This is a genomic window from Rhodococcoides trifolii, from assembly GCF_014635345.1.
In the GTDB taxonomy this organism is placed as follows: Bacteria; Actinomycetota; Actinomycetes; order Mycobacteriales; family Mycobacteriaceae; genus Rhodococcoides; species Rhodococcoides trifolii.
Genome location: NZ_BMCU01000001.1, coordinates 529,748 through 549,165, shown reverse-complemented (window position 1 = coordinate 549,165; position 19,418 = coordinate 529,748). Strand labels below are relative to the sequence as shown.

Here is a 19,418-nt window from a genome sequence, read left to right as displayed (position 1 = left end):
TTACTTCCCGGATAGACACGACACTCTCCGCTGGAGAGGCGGCAGTTCGAGGTTCTCTCTGAATGTGCCGCCCACGTAATCGTTCCCGACGATCCCCCGCCGCCGCAGTTCCGGCAGCAACCCGTTCACGACGAAATCACGAGTACGCGGCTGGCCCAGTCCACCGAGCGAGATCACGTCGAGTACTCCCGCCTCGTACCGTTCTTCGATGGCGTCGGCGATCTGATCGGGGGTGCCTGCCTCAGCCCAGTGCCCGGTATCCTTCGATGCGATGATCAACTGCCGCAACGTCTTCCCCTCGGAAGCCAGCTTTCCGAAGATCTCGACGCGTCCGCGGCGACGGTTGACCGTTGTGGGGTCGGGAAGTAGTTCGACGGGAATCGGCTTGTCCAATGGCAGGTCCGACAGGTCGACGCCGCCGCCGAGCATGTCCTCCAAGCGGGCTCGGCCCGCGACAAAGTCATGCGAGTCGTTCTGTTCCTGCACCAGCCGTCGCACCTCGGCCTCCGTCGATCCGTAGGTGGCGTGAAGGGAGCTGAAGATCAACGGCAGTTCCTCACCCCGTCCCCATTCGGCGGCCCGAGTCCGGACGTTCTTGGTGTAGGTGATGGCGTCGTCGAGCGTGGCCAGCGAGGTGAAGACGACCTCGGCGAAGCGTGCACCCAGCTCGACGCCGCCGGCGGACTGCCCGGCCTGGAACTGCACGGGCCGACCCTGCGGCAGGGGCGGAATGTTCAGCGGCCCCTGGACGGAGAAGTACGTGCCCCGGTAGTCGACCGGGCGCACGAGAGACGCGTCCAGCACGGCGCCGTCCGGTCCGGGGGACAGCGCACCGGGTCGCCAACTGTCGTACAAAGCATTGACGATCTCCAGCGATTCCGTCGCCCGTGCGTACCGCTCCTCGGGGCTCGGCAGTGCGCCCTCGCCGTAATTCTCCTCGCCCAACGACGATGTGACCGCGTTCCACGCAGCACGGCCGTTGCTGACGTGGTCGAGGGTGCCGAACAGACGCGCGAGGTTGTACGGGTGATGAAACGTCGTGGTGACGGTGGCGATCAGGCCGACGTGCGAGGTCACCGCACTCAGAGCCGCCAGGTAGATCAAGGGTTCTTGGGCGCCGATCGCTCCTTGAGCGTTGAAGCTGAGCAGGTCCGCGGCGAAGAGTGCGTCGATCTTGTTGGTCTCCGCGACCTTTGCGATCTCGATCGACGACTGGAGTGTGGACCGTGTCGGATCGACGGCCGCGTCGTAGACGTCGGTACCGCCACTGACACCGGTCACGGTTTTGAGAGTTCGTCTGCGTCGAGTCACTGTGCAGCAACTCCTTTCGTCGGCACGATCCCGTGCCACTTCTCCGCTACGTCCGGATGCGCCCGCGTACGCGACTTCCACGCGTTCTCCCCGTATGTCGAGAAGATCGGATTGTTCGGGTCTGCGTCGACACCCCGTCGGTCCAACTCGGGTGGTAGGTCGAGTACCGGGACGGTCGCATCGAGCGCCGGGTTCAGGAAGTACGGGATGGATATCCGGTCGGTGCCTGGCGGGGGCGCCGACACTCGGTGGCGCGTCGCCTTCAGGTACCCGCCGGTGGCTATTTCGAGCAGCTCACCGATGTTCACGACGAACGCGCCGGGCAGAGGCGGAACGTCGATCCAGTCACCGTTCTCGGACTCGACCTGCAACCCCTCCGATTCGGGGGCGACGAGGAGCAGCGTCAGCACACCCGAATCCTTGTGCGCACCAACCCCTTGTGGATTGGTTTCGTTTCCGGGATACCGGACGATTTTGATCAGCGTGGCAGGCTTGTCTGCGAAGGCTGCGTCGAACGTGTTCTCCGGCGCGCCGAGCGAGACAGCCCAGTGCCGAAGCAACCGCAAGCCGACGGCGGAGAGCGATCTGTCCCATTTCTCGAACGTCGACCGCAAGGCCGGCAGCGCCGACGGCCATTGGTTCGGTCCCTGCAGGTTCCAGTACTCCTCGGCGCCGTCGACGACCTCGCGCTCGGGACCGATGTCGATTTGCTCCCGCCAGTCGACGGTCCCGTTGGTGAGTTCTCCACCGAGCCTGGTGTACCCACGAAACTGCGGCGAGTTCAGTTGACTGATTTCGTCTTTCGCGTCCTGAGGCAGCGCGAAGAACTCACGCGCCGAATCGAGGACCTCCGCGATGTCGGAATTCGGAACGCCGTGACCGGTCAGATAGAAGAAGCCGTAGAGGTGGGTGGCCTCGCGGAGCGCGGACCTGAACGAGGAGGGATCACGCTCTGCAACGGACAGATCCAGCACCGGCAACATCAGTTCACCCGAAGAGCAGGAAGTCCCCACTCCTTGGCCAGCAACTGGAACGACCGCTTGCGATCCTCGTGATCATGGGTCATTCCGGTGACGACAAGTTCGTTCGCGCCGGTCACTCGTGCCAGCGTCTCGAGTTGCGCTACAACCGTCGCTGCCGATCCGACGAATTGGGTTTCCACTCGGTCGGCCACCAGAACCGCTTCGTCGTCGGTCAGCGCCGGTGCCGACTTCGGATACTCGATCGCACCGTGTCCGCTGCGAATGCTGTGCACCCACGTACTGAATGTCGACGCCAACTCACGGGCCGTCTCGTCGTCGTCGGCAACCACTGCGTCCGCTGACACCACGATATACGGCTCGGCCAAACGCTGCGACGGTACGAACGCGTTCCGGTACGCGTCCACCGCATCCAGAGTGGTTGCGGGACTCACGTGATAGTTCGCCGCGAACGGGAGACCCAACTTGCCCGCCAGCTGGGCGCTTTCGCCACCGCTGCTGCCGAACAGCCACACCTGCAGGTCTGCTCCGGTCCCCGGCGTTGCCTCCAGCGGAATGTCCTTGTAGGAGAACGTCCCGGACAACAGCGCGAGTACGTCGTCGAGCGCGCCCGCGAACGCCGGTGGCTTCGACCCGGGGAATTGCACCGCAGACACGGTGGCGGCCAGACGCGTTGCCCGCAGGGCCGCGGCAAGCGAGACGGGCGCCGGCACGAGAAGTCCGTCCACGACGCGAGCCTCCCGGATCGGCGCCGGCCCGGCAGCAAGCGCCTCGGCACGCTTCTGACCCGATCGTCCGATGCCGAGGTCGACGCGTCCCGGGTAGAGGGCATCCACGGTCCCGAACGATTCGACGACCGAGATCGGGGTGTGGTGACCCAACTGCACCGCGGCCGAACCGACACGAATTCTGTTGGTAGCAGCCGCTATCAGACCGATCAGTGTCGCCGGCGACGAGCTGGCCACTGCCGCGAAGTGATGCTCGGCAACCCAGTAGCGCGCGTATCCCCACTCCTCCGCGTTCCTCGCAAGGTCGAGCGTGTTGCGCAGGGCCTGCGCCGGCGTCGACCCCTCCGGTATTGGCGACAAATCCAGAACCGACAGTGGAATCGTCACCGGACGGGCAGTTTCTCGCCCGCCTCGACCGCCACCGCCAGGCGATTCTCTGGCGGCGCAACCGGGCACGTCGCATAATCGGTCAGCGCGCAGGGCAGATTGGACGCCCGATTGAAGTCGAGCACGACGTGACCGTCGGCATCCGGTTCGGCTACAGCCAGCGATCGGCAGGCGCGGTACGTGGTGACGCCCGAGGTCTCGTCCGTGAAGAGGATCTGGAAACCTGATGTCTTGCCCTTGAAGGCCACGAATTGCTGTGGCACGCCGCCCAGTTCGAAGTCGATCACACCGAGTCCGGCGTGATGGTGCTCGAGGCCCGCGACGACAGCCCCGGTGGTGACCGTCCGCTCCGCGTCGTACGGGGTGAAGGTTCCAGTGACGACCCACTCCGGAGAGGGCTCGAAGGTCGGTATGCCGCCGAACGACTGCAACGTGGGCGCCTTCGGGTCGTGCACGCGCAGCGCGACCGATCCGGTCCGTCGAATGACCTCGATACGGCGCTCACCCGCCGCGACGATCAGTCCCGGAGCGCCCTCGATCGGCAGCAAGGTCTCGGTCCCGTCGACCACAATGCCGTCGACGGACAGACCGTCGATCTTGTCTGCCGTGACGTACAGACCGTCGTCGTCCGCGCGCCACAGGCCCGGCAGATCGTCGACCGCAGAGGGCGTTTCGGTGAGCCAGAACAGGCCCGTGAGGGCGACCCATCCCAACGGGTCGGCGAAGTAGGCTTCCCGGTCGGTGTGCCAGGCCTGCCAGTCCTGCTCGAATGATGTTGTTGCAGTGGTCATGATGCACGCACTCCTTCGGTTCGGTCGTACGGGTGTTTCAGCGAGAGATGCTCGCGCAGGGTGTGCCCGGTGTATTCGGTGCGGAAGCTCCCTCGCTCCTGCAGTTCCGGCACGACGGTGTCGACGAACTCGTCGAGCCCTCCGGGGGTGATGTGGGGTACCAGGATGAATCCGTCGCACGCGTCTTCCTGGACGTAGCGGTCGATCTCGGACGCAACCTGAGAGGCGGTGCCGACGAATTGCTGACGAGAGGTCACCTCGATGATCAACTCGCGAATGCTCAGGTTGTCGGCCTCCGCCTTCTCTCGCCACGCCTTCGCGACGTCTCGAGGATCGGCGTGACGCGCCTTGCCGCGTGTGATGCTCGCGTCCCCCGTCGGCTCGACGTCGGGGAGCGGACCGTCCGGGTCGTACTCCGACAGGTCGCGCCCCCACGTCTGCTCGAGGAACGAGATCGCCGTCTTGCCACTCACCTGCTGTTCGCGGATGTGCCGCGCCTTCTCCTCTGCATCGCGCGGGCTGTCACCGAGGACGAAGGTCGCCGCCGGAAGTACTTTCAGGTCGGCGTGTTCGCGTCCGTACTTGGCCAGTCGCCCCTTGACGTCGGCGTAGAACTTCTGCCCGGACTCGATGCTGCCGTGCAACGTGAAGATGGCGTCGGCGTTCGCGGCACCGAACTCGCGCCCGTCGCTCGAATCACCCGCCTGCAGCAGGACGGGATGTCCTTGGGGACTGCGTGGTAGACCGAACTGCCCTCGCACATCGAACTGAGACGTCTTCTCTTGCACTACAGGCGGTTCGGTGGTGAGGATTCCGCGCTCACGATCGACGACGAGACCGTCGGATTGCCCACTGTCCCAGAACTGTCGGGCCAGACCGATCAGCTCACCGGCTCTGACGTAGCGCTCGCTGTGCGGAAGGTAGCCACCGCGCCGAAAGTTCTCGCCGGTGAACGCGTCCGACGACGTCACCATGTTCCACGCGGCGCGACCGTCCGACAGATGATCCAGCGAACTGAACTGGCGTGCCAGCTCGTACGGCTCGTTGAACGTGGTGTTGATGGTGCCGGCCAGACCGAGATGCGTGGTCACACCGGCCAGCGCGTTGAGCACCGTCAGCGTGTCTGGACGGCCGACCACATCGAGGTCGTGAATCTTGCCGCGATGCTCGCGAAGGCGAAGCCCTTCGGCAAGGAAGAAGAAGTCGAACAGCCCCCGCTCGGCGGTGCGTGCAAGGTGCTCGAACGAGGAGAAGTCGATCTGGCTCTTGGACGCAGGATCGCTCCAGACAGTGGTGTTGTTCACGCCGGGAAAGTGTGCGGCGAGGTGAATCTGTTTGCGAGACATGTGCAGTCCTCAGATCGCGTACTGGTTGGCGGGCCGGTCGAGGCCGAGGTGGTCGCGAAGGGTGCCCGCCGTTGTCGTACCGGACGGAAGGGCCAGCAGGGTCGACAGTGTCAGAGGGCGCAGCGTGACCCCGTCCGCAACCGAAATATCGACGGACGCAACCAGGTCGGACAACGCCTCGCCATTGCCTACGAACGTCACGGTGTCCGCCTCGAACACCTGCCCTGCCCACTCCTCCAGCTGCGCCACATCGGCGGCAGCGTCGTCACCCACGAGAATGTCGATGTCGAGCAGGATGCGCACGTTCTGCGGGTCGCGGCCCTGTGCGACCACGGCGCGACGGACTCGCGCCGTCACCACTGCCGCCTCCTCCAGCGACGCCGCGCGGATGCGCACGATGTCTGCGTGCGCTGCCGCGAAGGCTGCCGACTCCGGGCCGGTCACGCGGACCGCGATCGGCGGCTGACCCTGCGGGGATCGCGGCGTGATCGACGGACCCTTGACCGAGAAGAACTCACCCTCGAAGTCGATGTAGTGCAGCTTGTCTCGGTCGACGAACCGGTTGGTCGACTCGTCGCGGATCTCGGCGTTGTCCTCCCAGCTGTCCCACAACCGGGTGACCACCTCGGCGGCCTCCCCCGCCTCCTGCCACAGTGACGCCGGATTCTGAGCGTCCTTGCGACCGACGAGCGCTGCCGGTTCGGCGCCCTCGGACACCTCGACCTGCCAACCGGCCCGGCCCAGCGACGCGATGTCGACCGTGGCAATGGCTTTGGAGACGTGGAACGGCTCGGTATGGGTCACGGTGACCGTCGGAACCAGTCCCAGGGTCGACGTGGACGTCGCAACGCGCGCCGCTATCGCGACAGCGTCGAGCGAGCGTCCGTCGAAGGCGTCGGGAACGAACAACAGATGCGCACCCGCACGTTCGGCAGCCTGCGCGACATCGACCCAGTACCGACCGCCGAACAACTCCTCGGCCCGCGAATCCTTCCGCCGCCACGCCTGCGGGTGAGCGCCAGTCCCTGTCAGCTCTATCGCGAGCGTGCTCATGCCGAAACTCCCGTTCCCGGAACCGCGTTGCGCAGTTCCTTGGTGTACTCGTGCTGCGGATTGTCGAATATGTCCTCAGCGGAACCCGTTTCGACGACCTGGCCTCGACGCATGACCAGAACGGTGTCGCTGATCTGCCGCACCACCGCAAGGTCGTGCGAGATGAAGAGATAGCTGAGGTTCAGCTCGTTCTGCAATCGGTCGAGTAGAGCGAGGATCTGCGCCTGCACCGACACGTCGAGAGCCGACACCGGCTCGTCGAGTACCAGCAGTTCCGGATGCAGCGCAATCGCTCGTGCAATAGCGACTCGCTGTCGTTGTCCACCGGACAGTTCTGCTGGACGCCGCTCGAGGTATTCGGGTGTCAACGCAACCTGATCGAGCAACTCCGCCACCCTGTCGGGTCTCGTGGACCGCGTCCCGAGACCGAACGCCACCAACGGCTCCGCCACGATATCCTTGACGCGCAGCGACGGATTCAGCGACGCGTACGGGTTCTGGTACACGATCTGGAACCGCCGGCGCAGTGCTCGCAACTCCTTGCCACGCGTGGTGGTGATGTCCGTTCCGTCGAACTGGATCGATCCGGCCGACGGGTTCTCCAACCGCAGTGCGATTCGAGCCGTCGTCGACTTGCCCGACCCGCTCTCCCCGACGATCGACACGGTACGTCCCCGCTCGACATCGAAGGACACGTCGTCCACGGCCGTCAGGTTCTGTCCGCGGCCGATGCGAAACGTCTTGGACACGTTCCTGACCGATAGCACTACGGGCTGGGCGTCACGGCCGGCGCGGGGGATCCGCACCGACGTCAGACTCGGCGCCGCCGCAATCAGCTTCTTGGTGTAGTCGGCTGTCGGACTGTTCAGAACCTCACGCGCCGGGCCGATCTCGACGATGTCCCCGTTCTGCATGACGGCGATGCGGTCTGCACGATCGGCCGCTACGCCGAGGTCATGGGTGATCAGCAGCACGGACGTACCGTGTTCGGCGATCCGCGCGGCGAGGTGATCGAGGATGCGCCGTTGCACGGTCACGTCAAGAGCACTGGTGGGCTCGTCGGCGATCACCAGTTCCGGCTGGCACGCAAGCGCGATACCGATGAGCACCCGTTGACGCTGCCCACCCGACAGATCCTGCGGGTACTGCCGCGCGCGCAGTTCCGGGTTGTCGATCCCCGCCTCGTCGAGAATGCGTACGGCTTCCAGCGCCGCGTTGCGGCGGTCGGCGCGGCCGTGAATACGAAGGACCTCCGCCACCTGCTCTCCGACTCGTTTGACCGGGTTCAGGGAGGTGGTGGGGTCCTGCGGAACCAGTCCGAGGTGAGCACCACGCAACTTCTCGAAGCGGCGGTAACCGGCGTTGTCGATACGCTCCCCGTCGAACGTCACGGTGCCGCCCGTGATGGTGCCGGATCCCGCCAGCAGCCCGATGATGGCTTGTGCGGTGGTCGATTTCCCGGAGCCCGACTCGCCGACGAGCGCGAGTACCTCACCGCGGGCGATCTCGAATCCGATGCCGCGCACGGCTTCCGTCGGTCCGTACGACACGCGGAGCCCGTCGACCTGCAGCAGCGAAGTCACGCTCGATCACCCCGGTCCAATGCGTGGCCCACCCGGTGAGCCGAGAGCACGACCACGACGATCACGAGGCCGGGAAGCGTGGTGAGCCACCAGGACGTGGCGAGAAAGTTGCGACCCTCGGACACCAGCGATCCCCACTCCGGAGTAGGAGGCACGGCACCGAAACCCAGGAAGCTCAGTGATGACACGAACAGGACGGCCATGCCGAACTGCACTGCAGCCAAAGCGATCACGGGCGGATAGGCATTGCGCAGAATGTGCGTACGTAGCACGGTATGCCACCGCGACCCCGACGCGAACGCCGCCTCGACGTACAGCGACTGGCGTACGCGCAGAACCTCGGACCGCATGACCCGAGCGAAACTCGCGATCAAGGTGACACCGACTGCGATGGCGACGTTGACCGTGCCGAAACCGAGCGCGGTGACCAGGGCGAGCGCCAACAGCAGAGTCGGGATCGACAGCAGCACGTCGACCAGGCGCATCAGCACCGAGTCCACGACTCCGCCGACGGCTCCACTGAGTAGTCCGAGAATCGACCCGGCGACCAGCGCGATCGCGACGGCCAGAAGCGTTGCACTGAGAGACAATCCGGCACCGTGTACCACCCTCGTGTAAACGTCGCGACCGATGTTGTCCGTGCCGAACCAATGCGCCGCGCTCGGACCCTGCAGCTTGTCGGCCGGTGTACCGCGGAGTGGGTCGCCGCTCGCGAAGACCGACGGGACGACGGCGAAGCCGAGGGCCACGATCAGCACGACCACCGACAACGCGACGCCGATCTTGCTCGACACCCGGCGCACGGCCCCCCGACGTCGACGGGGAGTCGGTTCGGGCGGAGTGCTGGCCGGCAACTTGTCGAGAACCAGAACGTCAGACATGGGCGGGCTCCTCGGCCTTCTCGATTTTGTTGTTGCTGCGCTGCATGATCCGCGGATCGATCAGCGGGTAGACGATGTCCACGAGCAACGTGACGAGCACGAAGACCAGCGAGGTCATCACCACGATCCCCTGCACCACCGGGACGTCCTGCGCCAGAACCGATGTCTGCGTGAGCCGACCGACACCGGCGCGAGAGAACACGGTTTCGACGACCACCGATCCGGCGAGGAGCTCTCCGACGAGCACACCCGCAATGGTGAATGCCGGTACGCTTGCCAGCCTCAGCACGTGTCGCGTCTGAATTCGCCAGCGGGACGCGCCCTTCGCTTCGGCGGCCGCGGTGAACGGCTGGCGCCACGTCGTGGTCAGACTGGTGGAGAGCACCTGGGCGATGACCGCACCCGTCGGGACCGCCAAGGTGATGGCCGGAAGCACCAGTGAACCGAAGCCCCGATCGCCGAACGCCGGAAAGATCGGCAGTCCGAACGAAAATGCCTGCAGAAGAAGCAGTCCGACCCAGAACGTCGGAACCGCGACTCCCAGCGGAGGAAGCGACAGCAGCGCGGTGCGGAGCCAGCGAGCACGGGTATACGTGGCCACGAACGCCAAGCCACCGCCGAACCCGACGGCGAGGACGAGCGCGAACCCGGCGAGCGCCAAGGTGCTCGGTACCGCGTCGAGGATCGCGGTCGTCACCGGTTGACCGGTCGAGATCGACGTTCCGAGGTCACCTCGCACTGCGTGGGTGAGCGACGTCCAATACTGCTCGAGCACCGGCTTGTCCAAGCCGTAGCGTGCCTGCAGCTCGGCAACCGCCGCCGCGTCGACGGGAGTGCCACTGCCACCGCCCGCGTCGACGGCAATGCTCACCGGGTCGGACGGCAGCAGGAACAGCACCACGAACGAAATGGTGAAAGCCGCCCACAGCACGCCGATCGCCTGCACCACACGCAGCCCGAGGTATCTGAGCATGATCAGCTCCTGCTCAGCCAGGTGTCGAAGAACTGCAGGCGGGCCGAGGCGTCGAACTTCTGGTCCTGCACCGCCGCACCGGCGCCGACCGCCTGCGACAGTTCCACCGTCGGAATCCACAAGCCGTTGTCGAGCACCTGCTGCTGCGCGTCTGCCAGGAGTTCACCACGCTGAGTCGTGTCGGTGGTACGCAATTGGTCCGCCAAGGATGTGTCCAGATCGGGAATCGGTCCGCGCTGGTTCAGGTTTCGGCCGTCCACCGCGAATGTCGTCCGCAGGATGTCACCGTCGGCGCGGGTGCTGTTGTAGTACGTGGCGTCGAAGTCGCCCGCGTTCTGACGGGCGATCGAATCGGGGACCGACGTCAGATCGAGCTGCGCGTCGACGCCGACGTCCCGTAGTTGCTGTTGCAGCAGTTCCAGGATGGCCTGATTGCCGGCGAACACCGCGCTGAACAGGATCTTGAAACTTAGTTTCTGTCCAGCCTTTTCGCGGATCCCGTCGGCACCGGTAACCCAGCCGGCGGCGTCGAGAATGGACTTCGCCTTGTCCGGGTCGAACGTCACGTCCGGGAGCGAGACGTACGCCGGCGTCGCGCTGGCGAGGGTCGACGTCGCCGGCTTGAAGTTCGGCCCGAGAACCGTGTCGACCAGCTGCTGCCGGTCGATGGCCGGTACGAGCGCCTTGCGTACTTCAGGGTCTGCGAGCAGGCCGCGGGAGACGTTGGGCTGAATACCGAAGGGAGTACCGGGATTCGACGTCGTGAGGATGCGCCCGCCGGTTGCTTCGATGGTGGGCGCATCCTGCGGGAGCGCGTCACTGACCGCGTCGAGCTGACCCGACGACAGGCTTCCCGTCCGCACACCCGATTCGGGGACGACCGTGAACTCGATGCTGTCGAGGTACGCCTCGCCGGTGTGACCGAATGCGGGAGAGCCCCAGGCGTATCCGGCTCGCTTGGCCACCGTGACCGACCGGTCCTGCTGGTAGTCGGTGTACATGAAGGGGCCGCTGCCGATGTTGCCGCCCTGGCAGCGCGCCTCGGCAGGCTGCGACGTGGTGGCGTCGGCCTGCAGTCCGAGCTGCGACGTCGCCGACGCCTGCAGGAACTGCGCGTTGGGGGAGGTAAATGTCACCTGCGCCGTCTGGGGGTCGACGACGGTCGTCCCGACGTACCCGGCGAGATAGCTTGCCGCGAGAGGCGCTTTGGCCGCTCCGACCGTGTTCACGATGGCGTCGAAGTTGTTCTTCACCGACTGCGCGGTGACGGGTGTGCCGTCACTGAACGTCACGCCGCTCCTGAGCTTGAACGTGAAGGCCGTCGCGTCCGCGTTGACGTCCCAGCTGTCTGCCAGCCACGGAACGATCTCGCCCGTCTCGGGGTTCTGATCGGTCAACGAGTCGACGACCGCGCGGGTCACGTAGATGGTCTGGTTGGTTCCGGCCTGAGCCGGATCCGAACAGGTCGGCGCGGTCGACAGGCCGTACTTCAGGGTGCCGCCGGGCTGGGCCGGTCCGGCGTCGGCCGCCCCGGTGCCACCGGCACCACCGCAGGCGGTGAGGGCGGTGGTCAGAGCGACGAGACCGATCGCGGCCTTGAAGACAGGTGTGTGTGCATGGCTGGTAGGCACCGAGAGATCTCCGGGATCTTTTTGCGTACGGGAAAACGCAGGCCGTGTGACGGGCGCGCGTGAGCGAAGGGGAGTTCGACCGTCAGCTGGGACAGGTCGAAGCGGACAGGCGTCCGAAATCGACGTGTCGACGAGCCCAGGTGTTGGTGCAACACCGTGCGGTGCTAATCCCTGCCGTGAATGTCATGCGGTGCCTCCATCGGTCCTGGCGGTAGCACCCTCACCCGCGTGAGCGGGGGGTTGCTGCGACGTCGACGAGCCAAGTCTCTCGGTCGCTCTGGATGGTGAATCCTCATACTAAGCCGCCTCGGCGGGCGGCGCAAAACCAGTGGTTCAGGCCACTCGATCGCGCTTGGCCACTTCCTCGCGCACGATCGGAATGACGTAACGACCGAAGTCGACGGCATCGTCGAACAGGTCGTATCCGCGCGCGGAAAGAATCTCGATTCCCAAGTCGTAGTATTCGAGCAGTGCCGCCGCGACGGTCTCGGGTGTACCGACGAGTGCGTTCGAATTACCCGCGCCACCAGTGGCTTTCGCGGTCGCCGTCCATCCTGCGGGTCCGAAGCGATCGGTGTTCGCTGCGATGTCGAGCAGACGCTGCGAACCGGAATTCTCCGGGTTCGTCAGAGAGTGGCGGCGGGTCAACGGGGCACCGCCCGCGGTGCGTGCCTCGATCGCAGTCAGGACAGATTCCGCTTTCTTCCACGCCAATTCCTCGGTGGGCGCGATGATCGGACGAAATGCAACCTGCATTTTAGGGCGTTCGGCCCGGCCGGCGGCCTTCGCAGACGCGGTGATCGACGCGATCTGCTCTTTCGTACTCTCGATGGGCTCGCCCCAGAGCGCGTAGATGTCCGCTTCGGCGCCGCCGACGGCGTAGGCGGCCGGAGACGACCCGCCGAACGAGATGTTCGGACGAGGCTCGGTCGCGGGGAACACGTCGGCCACGAAGTCGGCGAACCGGTAATGCTTTCCCTCGTGGTCGAACGCCTCGCGAGAGGTCCACGCCTTCTTCACGATCTGGATGTACTCCTCGGTTCGCGAATACCGTTCGTCCTTCGGCAGGAAGTCGCCTTCGCGCTGCTGCTCGTGGTCGGTCCCCCCGGTGATGAAGTGAACCGTCAGCCGCCCTTGCGAGATCTGATCGAGAGTGGCGAAGGTTTTGGCCGCGAAGGTCGGGTACGACACGTTGGGCCTGTGCGCCAGAAGGATCTCGATCTTCTCGAGATTACTGGCGATGTAGGCGGCGGCCGCCGACGGTTCCGGTGCACCAGATCCGTACGCGAAAAGGATTCGGTCCCAACCATTGTCCTCGTGCGCACGCGCGATCTTCAGCGTGTAGTCGCGGTCGAACGCACCGGAGCTGGTGCGGGGGTGCGTCTCCGAACCATCGTTGGTGGCGGCTATTCCGAGAAACTCCACGGGCATGGCGAACTCCTTATCGTAGGTCGACAGTTCTTCGGTTCCGTCTGTCCAGTTCGGCGCAGACGAAGGACAGGGACAGAAGCACGAGGCACACGGCGAGCCCCGTGCCGACCGCGCGCCCGTAGTTGTCGGCGTCTCGGCTCAACATGCCGAGGTAGATTCCGGACACGCCCGCCAAACTCACGGTGGCGGACAGTCGCTGCGACAGCTGAAGAAAACCCGCCGCCACGCCATGTGCACCGGCGGGTGAGTGCTCCAGCGTCAGAGCGCGATTGGGGGCGTCGACGAATCCACTGGCCGTTCCCGACAGCACGGCAAGCGCGACGAACAGACCCAGCGTCACCGGTGACCGGGAGAACGTCTCGGTGGACAATGCGGTGACCGCAGCGAGGTAGCCGAGGACTACGGCGATCTCGGTGACGACAGCAGCGCCCACCACCACTCGCCCGTACCGGGCGACGACGCGCCAGCCGAATGCGGAGGAGACTGCCATCGCAATGGAACTGCCGGACAACACGAACGCGGCCTGTAACGCGGGCAGGCCCACACCTTCGATCAGGTACAGCGCAACGACCGCGTTGATCGCGAGGATCGAGCCGAACCAGAAGAGCGCGATCGATACGCCGAGCATGTAGCCGCGTGACCGAGTCAGGGCGGGCAACAGAACGGGCACACCGCCGGCGGCCGCGTAGCGCCGTTCCCACCACCAGAACGCGCCCGCGAGTACGGCGGCCAGAGGGAGCGTGACAATCGCCGGAATCGACGACACGATGGGCAGCATCACCGACAACGTCGCAGCGGCGAGGAGACCGAGCCCTACGAGGTCGACTCCCGCGCTTCCCCGCGGGGCATGATCTCGGGGCAGGTACCGAACCCCGAGGACCAGTGTCACCAGGGCGAACGGAACATTCAGCACCAGCAGGTAGCGCCACCCGAGATCGAGCGGGGCCAGCCCCAGCAAGGTTCCGCCCAACAGGGGGCCGACGAGACCGGCGGCGGCACCGGTTGCGCTGTATGCAGCAAGTGCGCGTACGCGTCGGTCGCCGTCGAAGTTACCCGAAATGGCGCCCAGGACCTGAGAACTGATGACTCCACCGCCGAGGCCTTGGCCGAGTCGGGCCAGAATCACCATCCACGGCGCGGCGGCGAGAGCGCCCACCACGCCCATCACCGCGAACACGGCAATACCGACGAGGAACAACCGTCGACGACCGACGACGTCTCCCAGTCGGCCCGCGGGGACGAGTGCGAGCCCGAAGGTCAGCGAATATCCTGCAAGAATCCACTGGATGTCTGCCGTACCGGCGTCCAACGACTCCCTGATCGACGGAACACCGATGGTGACGACCGCCGAGTCCACCAGTGTCGTGAAACCTGCTGCAGCGCAGGTGACCACGATGCCCGTGTGTCTCGGCAACGCCTCGGTGACGGTCAGAGCAGGTCGCCCTTGTCTCGTAGAGTCAGCGGCCTCTGCAGCCCCAGGTGTTCACGCAGTGTCGAACCCTCGTACGACGTCCGGTACGCACCGCGTTCCTGCAGCTCCGGAACCAACCAGTCGACGATGTCGTCGAGGCCGCCCGGCACGATGTACGGCGAGATGTTGAAGCCATGGCTGGCCCCGCCGCGCACCCAGCGGACCAGTTCGTCGGCCACTTGTCCAGGCGTTCCGGCGAACCCGGAGCGCGATGTGGTCTCGATGATCACCTCACGCAGTGACAAGTTCTTCGCCTCGGCCAACGCTCGCCATTCGCGTGCGACCTCGACGGGATCGTTGCCATCGCGGAAGGATCCCCGAGTGCCGGAGATCGTTTGCGGCACCGGGTCTTCGGCGGGAAGCGGACCGTCGGGGTCGAGATGCGAAAGATCTTTGCCCCACACCAGTGCGGCCAACGAGAGCGCAGTGGGCCCCGTGAACTGTCCGTCCTTGACCCAGCGCACCTTCTCTTCGACCTCGGACTCGTTCTCCGCCAACACGATCTGCGTCGACGGGAGAACTTTGATGTCCTCCTCCGGGCGATCCTGCGCACGCAATCGCGCTCGAATGTCGTCCGCGAACTCGAGTGCATCGTCGAAGTCGGTTCCGTGGCGGGAGAAGATGACGTCGGCGTGCTGAGCAGCGAAGTCTCGCCCCTGCCCCGAATCGCCGGCCTGGAAGATGACGGGGTGCTCCTGTGGGCTGCGCGGGAGCGTCGGCGTGGCGGTGATGTCGAACTGAGAGGACGTGTGTCGCACCGCGGCACCGTCGGAGTCCCACAGCGCCCGCGCCACGTCCAAGAACTGACCCGCGCGTTCGTAGCGCAGCGCATGATCGAGGAAGCCGCCGCGGCGGAAGTTCTCACCAGTCCACGCATTGTCGGTGGTGACTACGTTCCACCCAGCGCGCCCGTTCGACAACACGTCGAGGCCCGAGAGTCGGCGTGCGAGGTCGGCCGGTTCGTTGTAGGTCGTGTTCTGGGTGGCGACCAGCCCGATCTTGCGGGTGATGCCGGCCAGTGCCGCAAGTTGTGTGATCGCGTCGGGCCGTCCCGCGATGTCCAGATCGAGAATCTTGTCGTCCTGCTCGCGGAGCCGAAGCCCTTCGCCGAGGAAGAACGCGTCGAACAGTCCTCGCTCCGCGGTCTGCGTGATGCGGCGGAAGGTCTCGAAGTCGATCTGGGATCCGGACGCCGGGTCGGACCAGACCGTCGTGTGATTGACGCCCTGCATGAAGACACCGAAGTGGACATGGGCGTCGGGGAATCTGTCGGTGCTCATGCTGTTGCTCCGAATCGGTTGGCGGGGCGGGTCAACCCGAGCGACTGCCGCAGCGACGTACCCGGCACCGGCCGATGGGCGATGCCGCGTTCGAACAAGGGCGGCAGTACGTATCGGGCGATGGCACGTACGTCGCGGTCGACGTCCGTCGGCAGCAGGCGCACCCCGTCGACCTCGTCGGCGAGGGCGATCAGGCGATCGAGAAGCGCTGCAGCGGACTCGGAATCGACGAGATCGATCGAGATCTCCTCGACCACCAGCGCGGCGACGAGCGGTCGCGTGCCCGACACCAGGACGACGTCGACTTGTTGGGGGTCGATGTCACCGTCGCGCCCGAACACCACCAGTTGACCCTGCGGTGGACGCGGGACGATGGCGGGACCCTTCACCGTGAACGTCTGACCGACGAAGTCGACGTAGTGCAGCTTGCTCGCGTCGAGAAACCGTCCGGTGGCGGCATTACGGACGACGGCGTCGTCCTCCCACGAATCCCAGAGGTCACGAACGACGGTGATCGAATCTCGTTGCTCTTGTGCCAGTTCCGCCGTGCCCGTGACGGCCGGCGTGCCGAGTGCGTCGGCGGCGCGCGGATCCGTGCGGGCGGCGATCCAGCCGCCGCGCCCACGCGAGGCGTAGTCGAGCGAGGCGAGTTGAGAGGAGACATGGAACGGCTCGGAGTATGTCGTCCCGGCCAGAGGTACAAGACCGATCGTGCTCGTGGTCGCGGCGACGAACGCGGCGCGAGTGATGGCGTCCACACGGGGACCGTCTCCGGCCACCGGGGTGTCGTCGAACGTCGCGAAGGTAAAGCCCGCGTTCTCGGCGGCCACGACGCGTGCGGTCAGTACGTCGCCCGACACCGTGTCCGTCGGATCGATGTCGATTCCGACGGCGAAAATGCCTGTTGTCAGGGTCATTCGATTACTCCAGTCGTCTTCTCGAACGCGCGGGGAACGCCTTCGGTCGGTTCGGTGGTGGGGTCGAACAACGGGGTATATCCCGCAGCCAGATAGAGCCCGACGGCTTCCGGCTGACGCCAGCCGGTGGTCAAGTAGATGCGGGTGTAACCCCGGTCGGCGATGGCCGCCTCGAGTTCGACGAGGACGCGGCGCGCGAGGCCGCGCCGCCGATGCCGGGCCGACGTCCAGATGCGTTTGAGCTCTGCAGTCTGCGCGTCGTAGCGGCGAAACGCCCCACCTGCCACGGACTCCCCGTCCTGCAGGATCACGATCAACCCGCCGTGGGGCGTCGCGAACTCTTCCGCAGGGTACGCCGCCAATTCCTCGAACAACTGGTCGGCAGTGCCGCCGTAGCGGGTGCTGTACTCGACCGCCAGTTCGGCGAGCAGGGGCAGCGCGAGCGGATCGCTCTGATCCACCCGTGCCACGGTGAGCTGCGGCGCAGTCATGTCAGGGTGCAACACGCACCCGCGGTCAGCCATTCCATCCTCCTGTGAGACCAGTAGGTCATCGAACTCTCCCGCCCAGCCCGAAGAGCGTCGACAATCCGCCTACCGGCACCGTCGATACCCCGGTGACCAGGTCGGTCACGTACTCACCGACGGCCGGCGCGAACTTGAACCCGTGCCCGGAGAAGCCCGCTGCGATCGTGACGCGGCCACGTCGGTCCACCACGAAGTTGTGGTCCGGCGAACAGGTGTAGAGGCACGTGACGGATGCGGCAGAGCCGGAGTCCACGCCGGGAAGCCACCGCGACGCGTACGCCCGCAACCTCTCCTCGCCCGCCGGGTCCGCAACGAAGGAGCGGGACGACGGGATCACCTCCGGTCCCGTCGCGTGTTCGCCGACCTTGATGCCGTGCTCGGAGGACAACCCGTAGATCCCTCCGGCGTGGTCCGCCTCGTTCAGTGCCCCACCTGGGTGGTGGACGAAGCTCGGCCACGTCAAGGATTCGTCGATGGGCGCGAAGTGCGCAGGTTGCTCCTGAGTCGTCCGAAGCTCGGGCAGTGCGATGTCGGGTAGACCGGACGCGAGTTCCGGCGTCCAGGCTCCCGCGGCACTCACGACGGCGTCCGCACGATGCGCGCCGGATCGGGTAACCACCTCGACGCCATCGGACAGCAACTTGATATCGTGAACAGGGTTGTCGTGCAGTACATCTGCTCCGTTCTCCTGCGCTCGCGCGAGCAGTGACGCGACGGCCCGGTCGGCATGCAACCGCCCCGCGTCGGGATTGTGAAGAACGGACGTGTCGAATCGCATTCCCGGCCAACGGCGTTCGGCAGCGGCGGGGGCGACGATGTCGAACGGACGGCCGACCCTGGCCAGCGATGCGGCACGAGCAGCGATCACCGCGGACGGACCGTGATCCACAGCTCCCGTCCGGGTCAGTACCGGCTCGGCGCCCGATGCCGCATCCAACTCGTCCCACAACCGCCCGGCGTGAACCGCTAGTTCGGTGTAGACGTCGTTGTCGTACGCGTGCCGAAAGATACGCGAACTGCCATGGGACGCACCGCGTGTGTGACCGGTGCCGAACTGTTCGAGCAGTATGACGTCGATTCCTCGAAGAGCGAGCCGCCATGCGGAGGCGGCGCCGATGACGCCGCCCCCGATCACGACCACGCGCACGCTAGGACTTCTTCGGAAGACCGACGGGGTTGATCTCCGAGGTCGTCACGGCCTCACTGGCCAGGCCCCACTTCTCGAGAACCTTCTGATACGAACCGTTTTCGATCGTGTGGTTGATCGCGTCGTTGAACGCTTTCACCAAACCATTGTCCTTCTTGACCAGAACCGCGATCTCGCCCTGCAGCGCGTCACCCGCGCCGGAGAACGTGCCGATGATCTTGGATTCACCTGTACTGGACGAGTGGTACTGCGCCGACGGGTTCGGCCCGAGGTAGCCGTCGATGCGCTTGGACGAAAGTGCAAGGTAGTAGTCCCCCGCGTTTTGGTAGTACACGATCTCGGCCGGTGCGATTCCTTCAGCCGCGTTCTGCGCGTTCCAGTCGACGAGCAGTTGCTCCTGGTTCGTTCCCGAGGACACACCGATCTTCTTGCCGGCAATGTCCTTGCGGTCGGTGAACGTCCAGTCCGAATCCTTGGGGACTTCGAGTGCAAGGTTGTCCAGGCGGTAGGTCGCGAAGTCGTACTTCTCCTTGCGCTCCTCTGTCACGGTCACATTGGAGATGAACGCATCGTTTTCGCCGGAGTCGATCTTGACGAAGTTCTGCGCCCAGTCCGCGGTCTGGCGGTCGACCTTCAGGCCCAACACGTCGGCGAACAAGTTGGCCAGGTCGATCTCGGAGCCGATTACAGTGGTGTCATCCGTCGCGTAGAAGCCGAGCGGCGGAACAGATCCCGCCGTTCCCGTAACGACGATGGTTCCGCGGTCTCGAATGGCCTGCGGGACTTCTGCCGCGATCTCGTCGACCTTGTCCGTGTGGATACGTCCGCTCTGCTCGGGTGACAGGTCGTAGGAAATTCCTTCGTTGGACACGACGGTGTTCTCTTGCGCAGGGTCGCTGCAGCCGGTCGCAACCAGCGCAAGAACGGCCACCGAGGACAGGACCGACGCCAGGCGCCGGGATGAGACAGACATGGTTCTAC

Annotated in this window: 17 protein-coding genes and 1 riboswitch; all 17 genes read right to left on the bottom strand. The window is 65.5% G+C overall.

Features of this window, described 5'->3' with window-relative positions:
- Nucleotides 1–1,311, bottom strand: a complete 1,311-nt coding sequence (locus IEW02_RS02555; RefSeq protein ID WP_188543118.1) for an NtaA/DmoA family FMN-dependent monooxygenase — start codon at nt 1,309–1,311, stop codon at nt 1–3.
- On the bottom strand, nt 1,308–2,294 hold the full coding sequence (locus IEW02_RS02550; RefSeq protein WP_188543117.1) for an isopenicillin N synthase family dioxygenase: 987 nt from the start codon (nt 2,292–2,294) through the stop codon (nt 1,308–1,310). Before IEW02_RS02550 ends, IEW02_RS02555 begins: the two co-directional genes overlap by 4 nt.
- Nucleotides 2,294–3,406, bottom strand: coding sequence for an LLM class flavin-dependent oxidoreductase (locus tag IEW02_RS02545; RefSeq protein WP_188543116.1), 1,113 nt, complete (start codon nt 3,404–3,406; stop codon nt 2,294–2,296). The genes IEW02_RS02550 and IEW02_RS02545 overlap by 1 nt, the downstream gene beginning before the upstream one ends.
- On the bottom strand, nt 3,403–4,197 hold the full coding sequence (locus tag IEW02_RS02540; protein ID WP_188543115.1) for a DUF1684 domain-containing protein: 795 nt from the start codon (nt 4,195–4,197) through the stop codon (nt 3,403–3,405). Before IEW02_RS02540 ends, IEW02_RS02545 begins: the two co-directional genes overlap by 4 nt.
- The gene (locus IEW02_RS02535) at nt 4,194–5,549 is read right to left on the bottom strand and encodes an NtaA/DmoA family FMN-dependent monooxygenase (RefSeq protein ID WP_188543960.1); all 1,356 of its coding nucleotides are present in this window, start codon (nt 5,547–5,549) and stop codon (nt 4,194–4,196) included. Before IEW02_RS02535 ends, IEW02_RS02540 begins: the two co-directional genes overlap by 4 nt.
- Nucleotides 5,550–5,552: 3 nt before the next feature.
- The gene (locus tag IEW02_RS02530) at nt 5,553–6,596 is read right to left on the bottom strand and encodes an LLM class flavin-dependent oxidoreductase (protein ID WP_188543114.1); all 1,044 of its coding nucleotides are present in this window, start codon (nt 6,594–6,596) and stop codon (nt 5,553–5,555) included.
- Nucleotides 6,593–8,179, bottom strand: a complete 1,587-nt coding sequence (locus IEW02_RS02525) for a dipeptide ABC transporter ATP-binding protein (RefSeq protein ID WP_188543113.1) — start codon at nt 8,177–8,179, stop codon at nt 6,593–6,595. The genes IEW02_RS02530 and IEW02_RS02525 overlap by 4 nt, the downstream gene beginning before the upstream one ends.
- Nucleotides 8,176–9,060 (bottom strand): ABC transporter permease, encoded by an 885-nt coding sequence (locus tag IEW02_RS02520; RefSeq protein ID WP_188543112.1) that lies wholly within the window; start codon nt 9,058–9,060, stop codon nt 8,176–8,178. The genes IEW02_RS02525 and IEW02_RS02520 overlap by 4 nt, the downstream gene beginning before the upstream one ends.
- On the bottom strand, nt 9,053–10,033 hold the full coding sequence (locus IEW02_RS02515; RefSeq protein ID WP_188543111.1) for an ABC transporter permease: 981 nt from the start codon (nt 10,031–10,033) through the stop codon (nt 9,053–9,055). The genes IEW02_RS02520 and IEW02_RS02515 overlap by 8 nt, the downstream gene beginning before the upstream one ends.
- Before the next feature lie 2 nt (nt 10,034–10,035).
- Nucleotides 10,036–11,664 carry an ABC transporter substrate-binding protein gene (locus IEW02_RS02510; protein ID WP_188543110.1) on the bottom strand — a complete coding sequence of 543 codons (1,629 nt, stop codon included), beginning with the start codon at nt 11,662–11,664 and terminating at the stop codon, nt 10,036–10,038.
- A gap of 193 nt (nt 11,665–11,857) precedes the next feature.
- A riboswitch (SAM riboswitch) is annotated at nt 11,858–11,952 on the bottom strand.
- A gap of 45 nt (nt 11,953–11,997) precedes the next feature.
- Nucleotides 11,998–13,095: an LLM class flavin-dependent oxidoreductase gene (locus IEW02_RS02505; protein ID WP_188543109.1), complete on the bottom strand. Its 1,098-nt coding sequence runs from the start codon at nt 13,093–13,095 to the stop codon at nt 11,998–12,000.
- A 10-nt stretch (nt 13,096–13,105) separates the two neighbouring features.
- Nucleotides 13,106–14,509, bottom strand: a complete 1,404-nt coding sequence (locus IEW02_RS02500; RefSeq protein ID WP_229745737.1) for an MFS transporter — start codon at nt 14,507–14,509, stop codon at nt 13,106–13,108.
- A gap of 14 nt (nt 14,510–14,523) precedes the next feature.
- On the bottom strand, nt 14,524–15,846 hold the full coding sequence (locus tag IEW02_RS02495) for an LLM class flavin-dependent oxidoreductase (protein ID WP_188543108.1): 1,323 nt from the start codon (nt 15,844–15,846) through the stop codon (nt 14,524–14,526).
- On the bottom strand, nt 15,843–16,763 hold the full coding sequence (locus IEW02_RS02490) for an LLM class flavin-dependent oxidoreductase (RefSeq protein ID WP_188543107.1): 921 nt from the start codon (nt 16,761–16,763) through the stop codon (nt 15,843–15,845). Before IEW02_RS02490 ends, IEW02_RS02495 begins: the two co-directional genes overlap by 4 nt.
- On the bottom strand, nt 16,760–17,254 hold the full coding sequence (locus IEW02_RS02485; RefSeq protein WP_188543958.1) for a GNAT family N-acetyltransferase: 495 nt from the start codon (nt 17,252–17,254) through the stop codon (nt 16,760–16,762). The genes IEW02_RS02490 and IEW02_RS02485 overlap by 4 nt, the downstream gene beginning before the upstream one ends.
- Before the next feature lie 58 nt (nt 17,255–17,312).
- Nucleotides 17,313–18,437, bottom strand: coding sequence for an FAD-dependent oxidoreductase (locus IEW02_RS02480; protein ID WP_188543106.1), 1,125 nt, complete (start codon nt 18,435–18,437; stop codon nt 17,313–17,315).
- 1 nt (nt 18,438) lies between these two features.
- Entirely contained in the window at nt 18,439–19,410 is a 972-nt protein-coding gene (locus IEW02_RS02475) for an ABC transporter substrate-binding protein (protein ID WP_188543105.1), read from the bottom strand.
- Nucleotides 19,411–19,418 lie beyond the last annotated feature (8 nt).

What these genes read in the sequence shown, in the direction of transcription:
- IEW02_RS02520 (WP_188543112.1), bottom strand. Translation starts at nt 9,060, where the DNA reads ATGTCTGACGTTCTGGTTCTCGACAAGTTGCCGGCCAGCACTCCGCCC.
- IEW02_RS02475 (WP_188543105.1), bottom strand. Translation starts at nt 19,410, where the DNA reads ATGTCTGTCTCATCCCGGCGCCTGGCGTCGGTCCTGTCCTCGGTGGCC.
- IEW02_RS02515 (WP_188543111.1), bottom strand. Translation starts at nt 10,033, where the DNA reads ATGCTCAGATACCTCGGGCTGCGTGTGGTGCAGGCGATCGGCGTGCTG.
- IEW02_RS02495 (WP_188543108.1), bottom strand. Translation starts at nt 15,846, where the DNA reads ATGAGCACCGACAGATTCCCCGACGCCCATGTCCACTTCGGTGTCTTC.
- IEW02_RS02505 (WP_188543109.1), bottom strand. Translation starts at nt 13,095, where the DNA reads ATGCCCGTGGAGTTTCTCGGAATAGCCGCCACCAACGATGGTTCGGAG.
- IEW02_RS02530 (WP_188543114.1), bottom strand. Translation starts at nt 6,596, where the DNA reads ATGAGCACGCTCGCGATAGAGCTGACAGGGACTGGCGCTCACCCGCAG.
- IEW02_RS02540 (WP_188543115.1), bottom strand. Translation starts at nt 4,197, where the DNA reads ATGACCACTGCAACAACATCATTCGAGCAGGACTGGCAGGCCTGGCAC.
- IEW02_RS02550 (WP_188543117.1), bottom strand. Translation starts at nt 2,294, where the DNA reads ATGTTGCCGGTGCTGGATCTGTCCGTTGCAGAGCGTGATCCCTCCTCG.
- IEW02_RS02485 (WP_188543958.1), bottom strand. Translation starts at nt 17,254, where the DNA reads ATGACTGCGCCGCAGCTCACCGTGGCACGGGTGGATCAGAGCGATCCG.
- IEW02_RS02490 (WP_188543107.1), bottom strand. Translation starts at nt 16,763, where the DNA reads ATGACCCTGACAACAGGCATTTTCGCCGTCGGAATCGACATCGATCCG.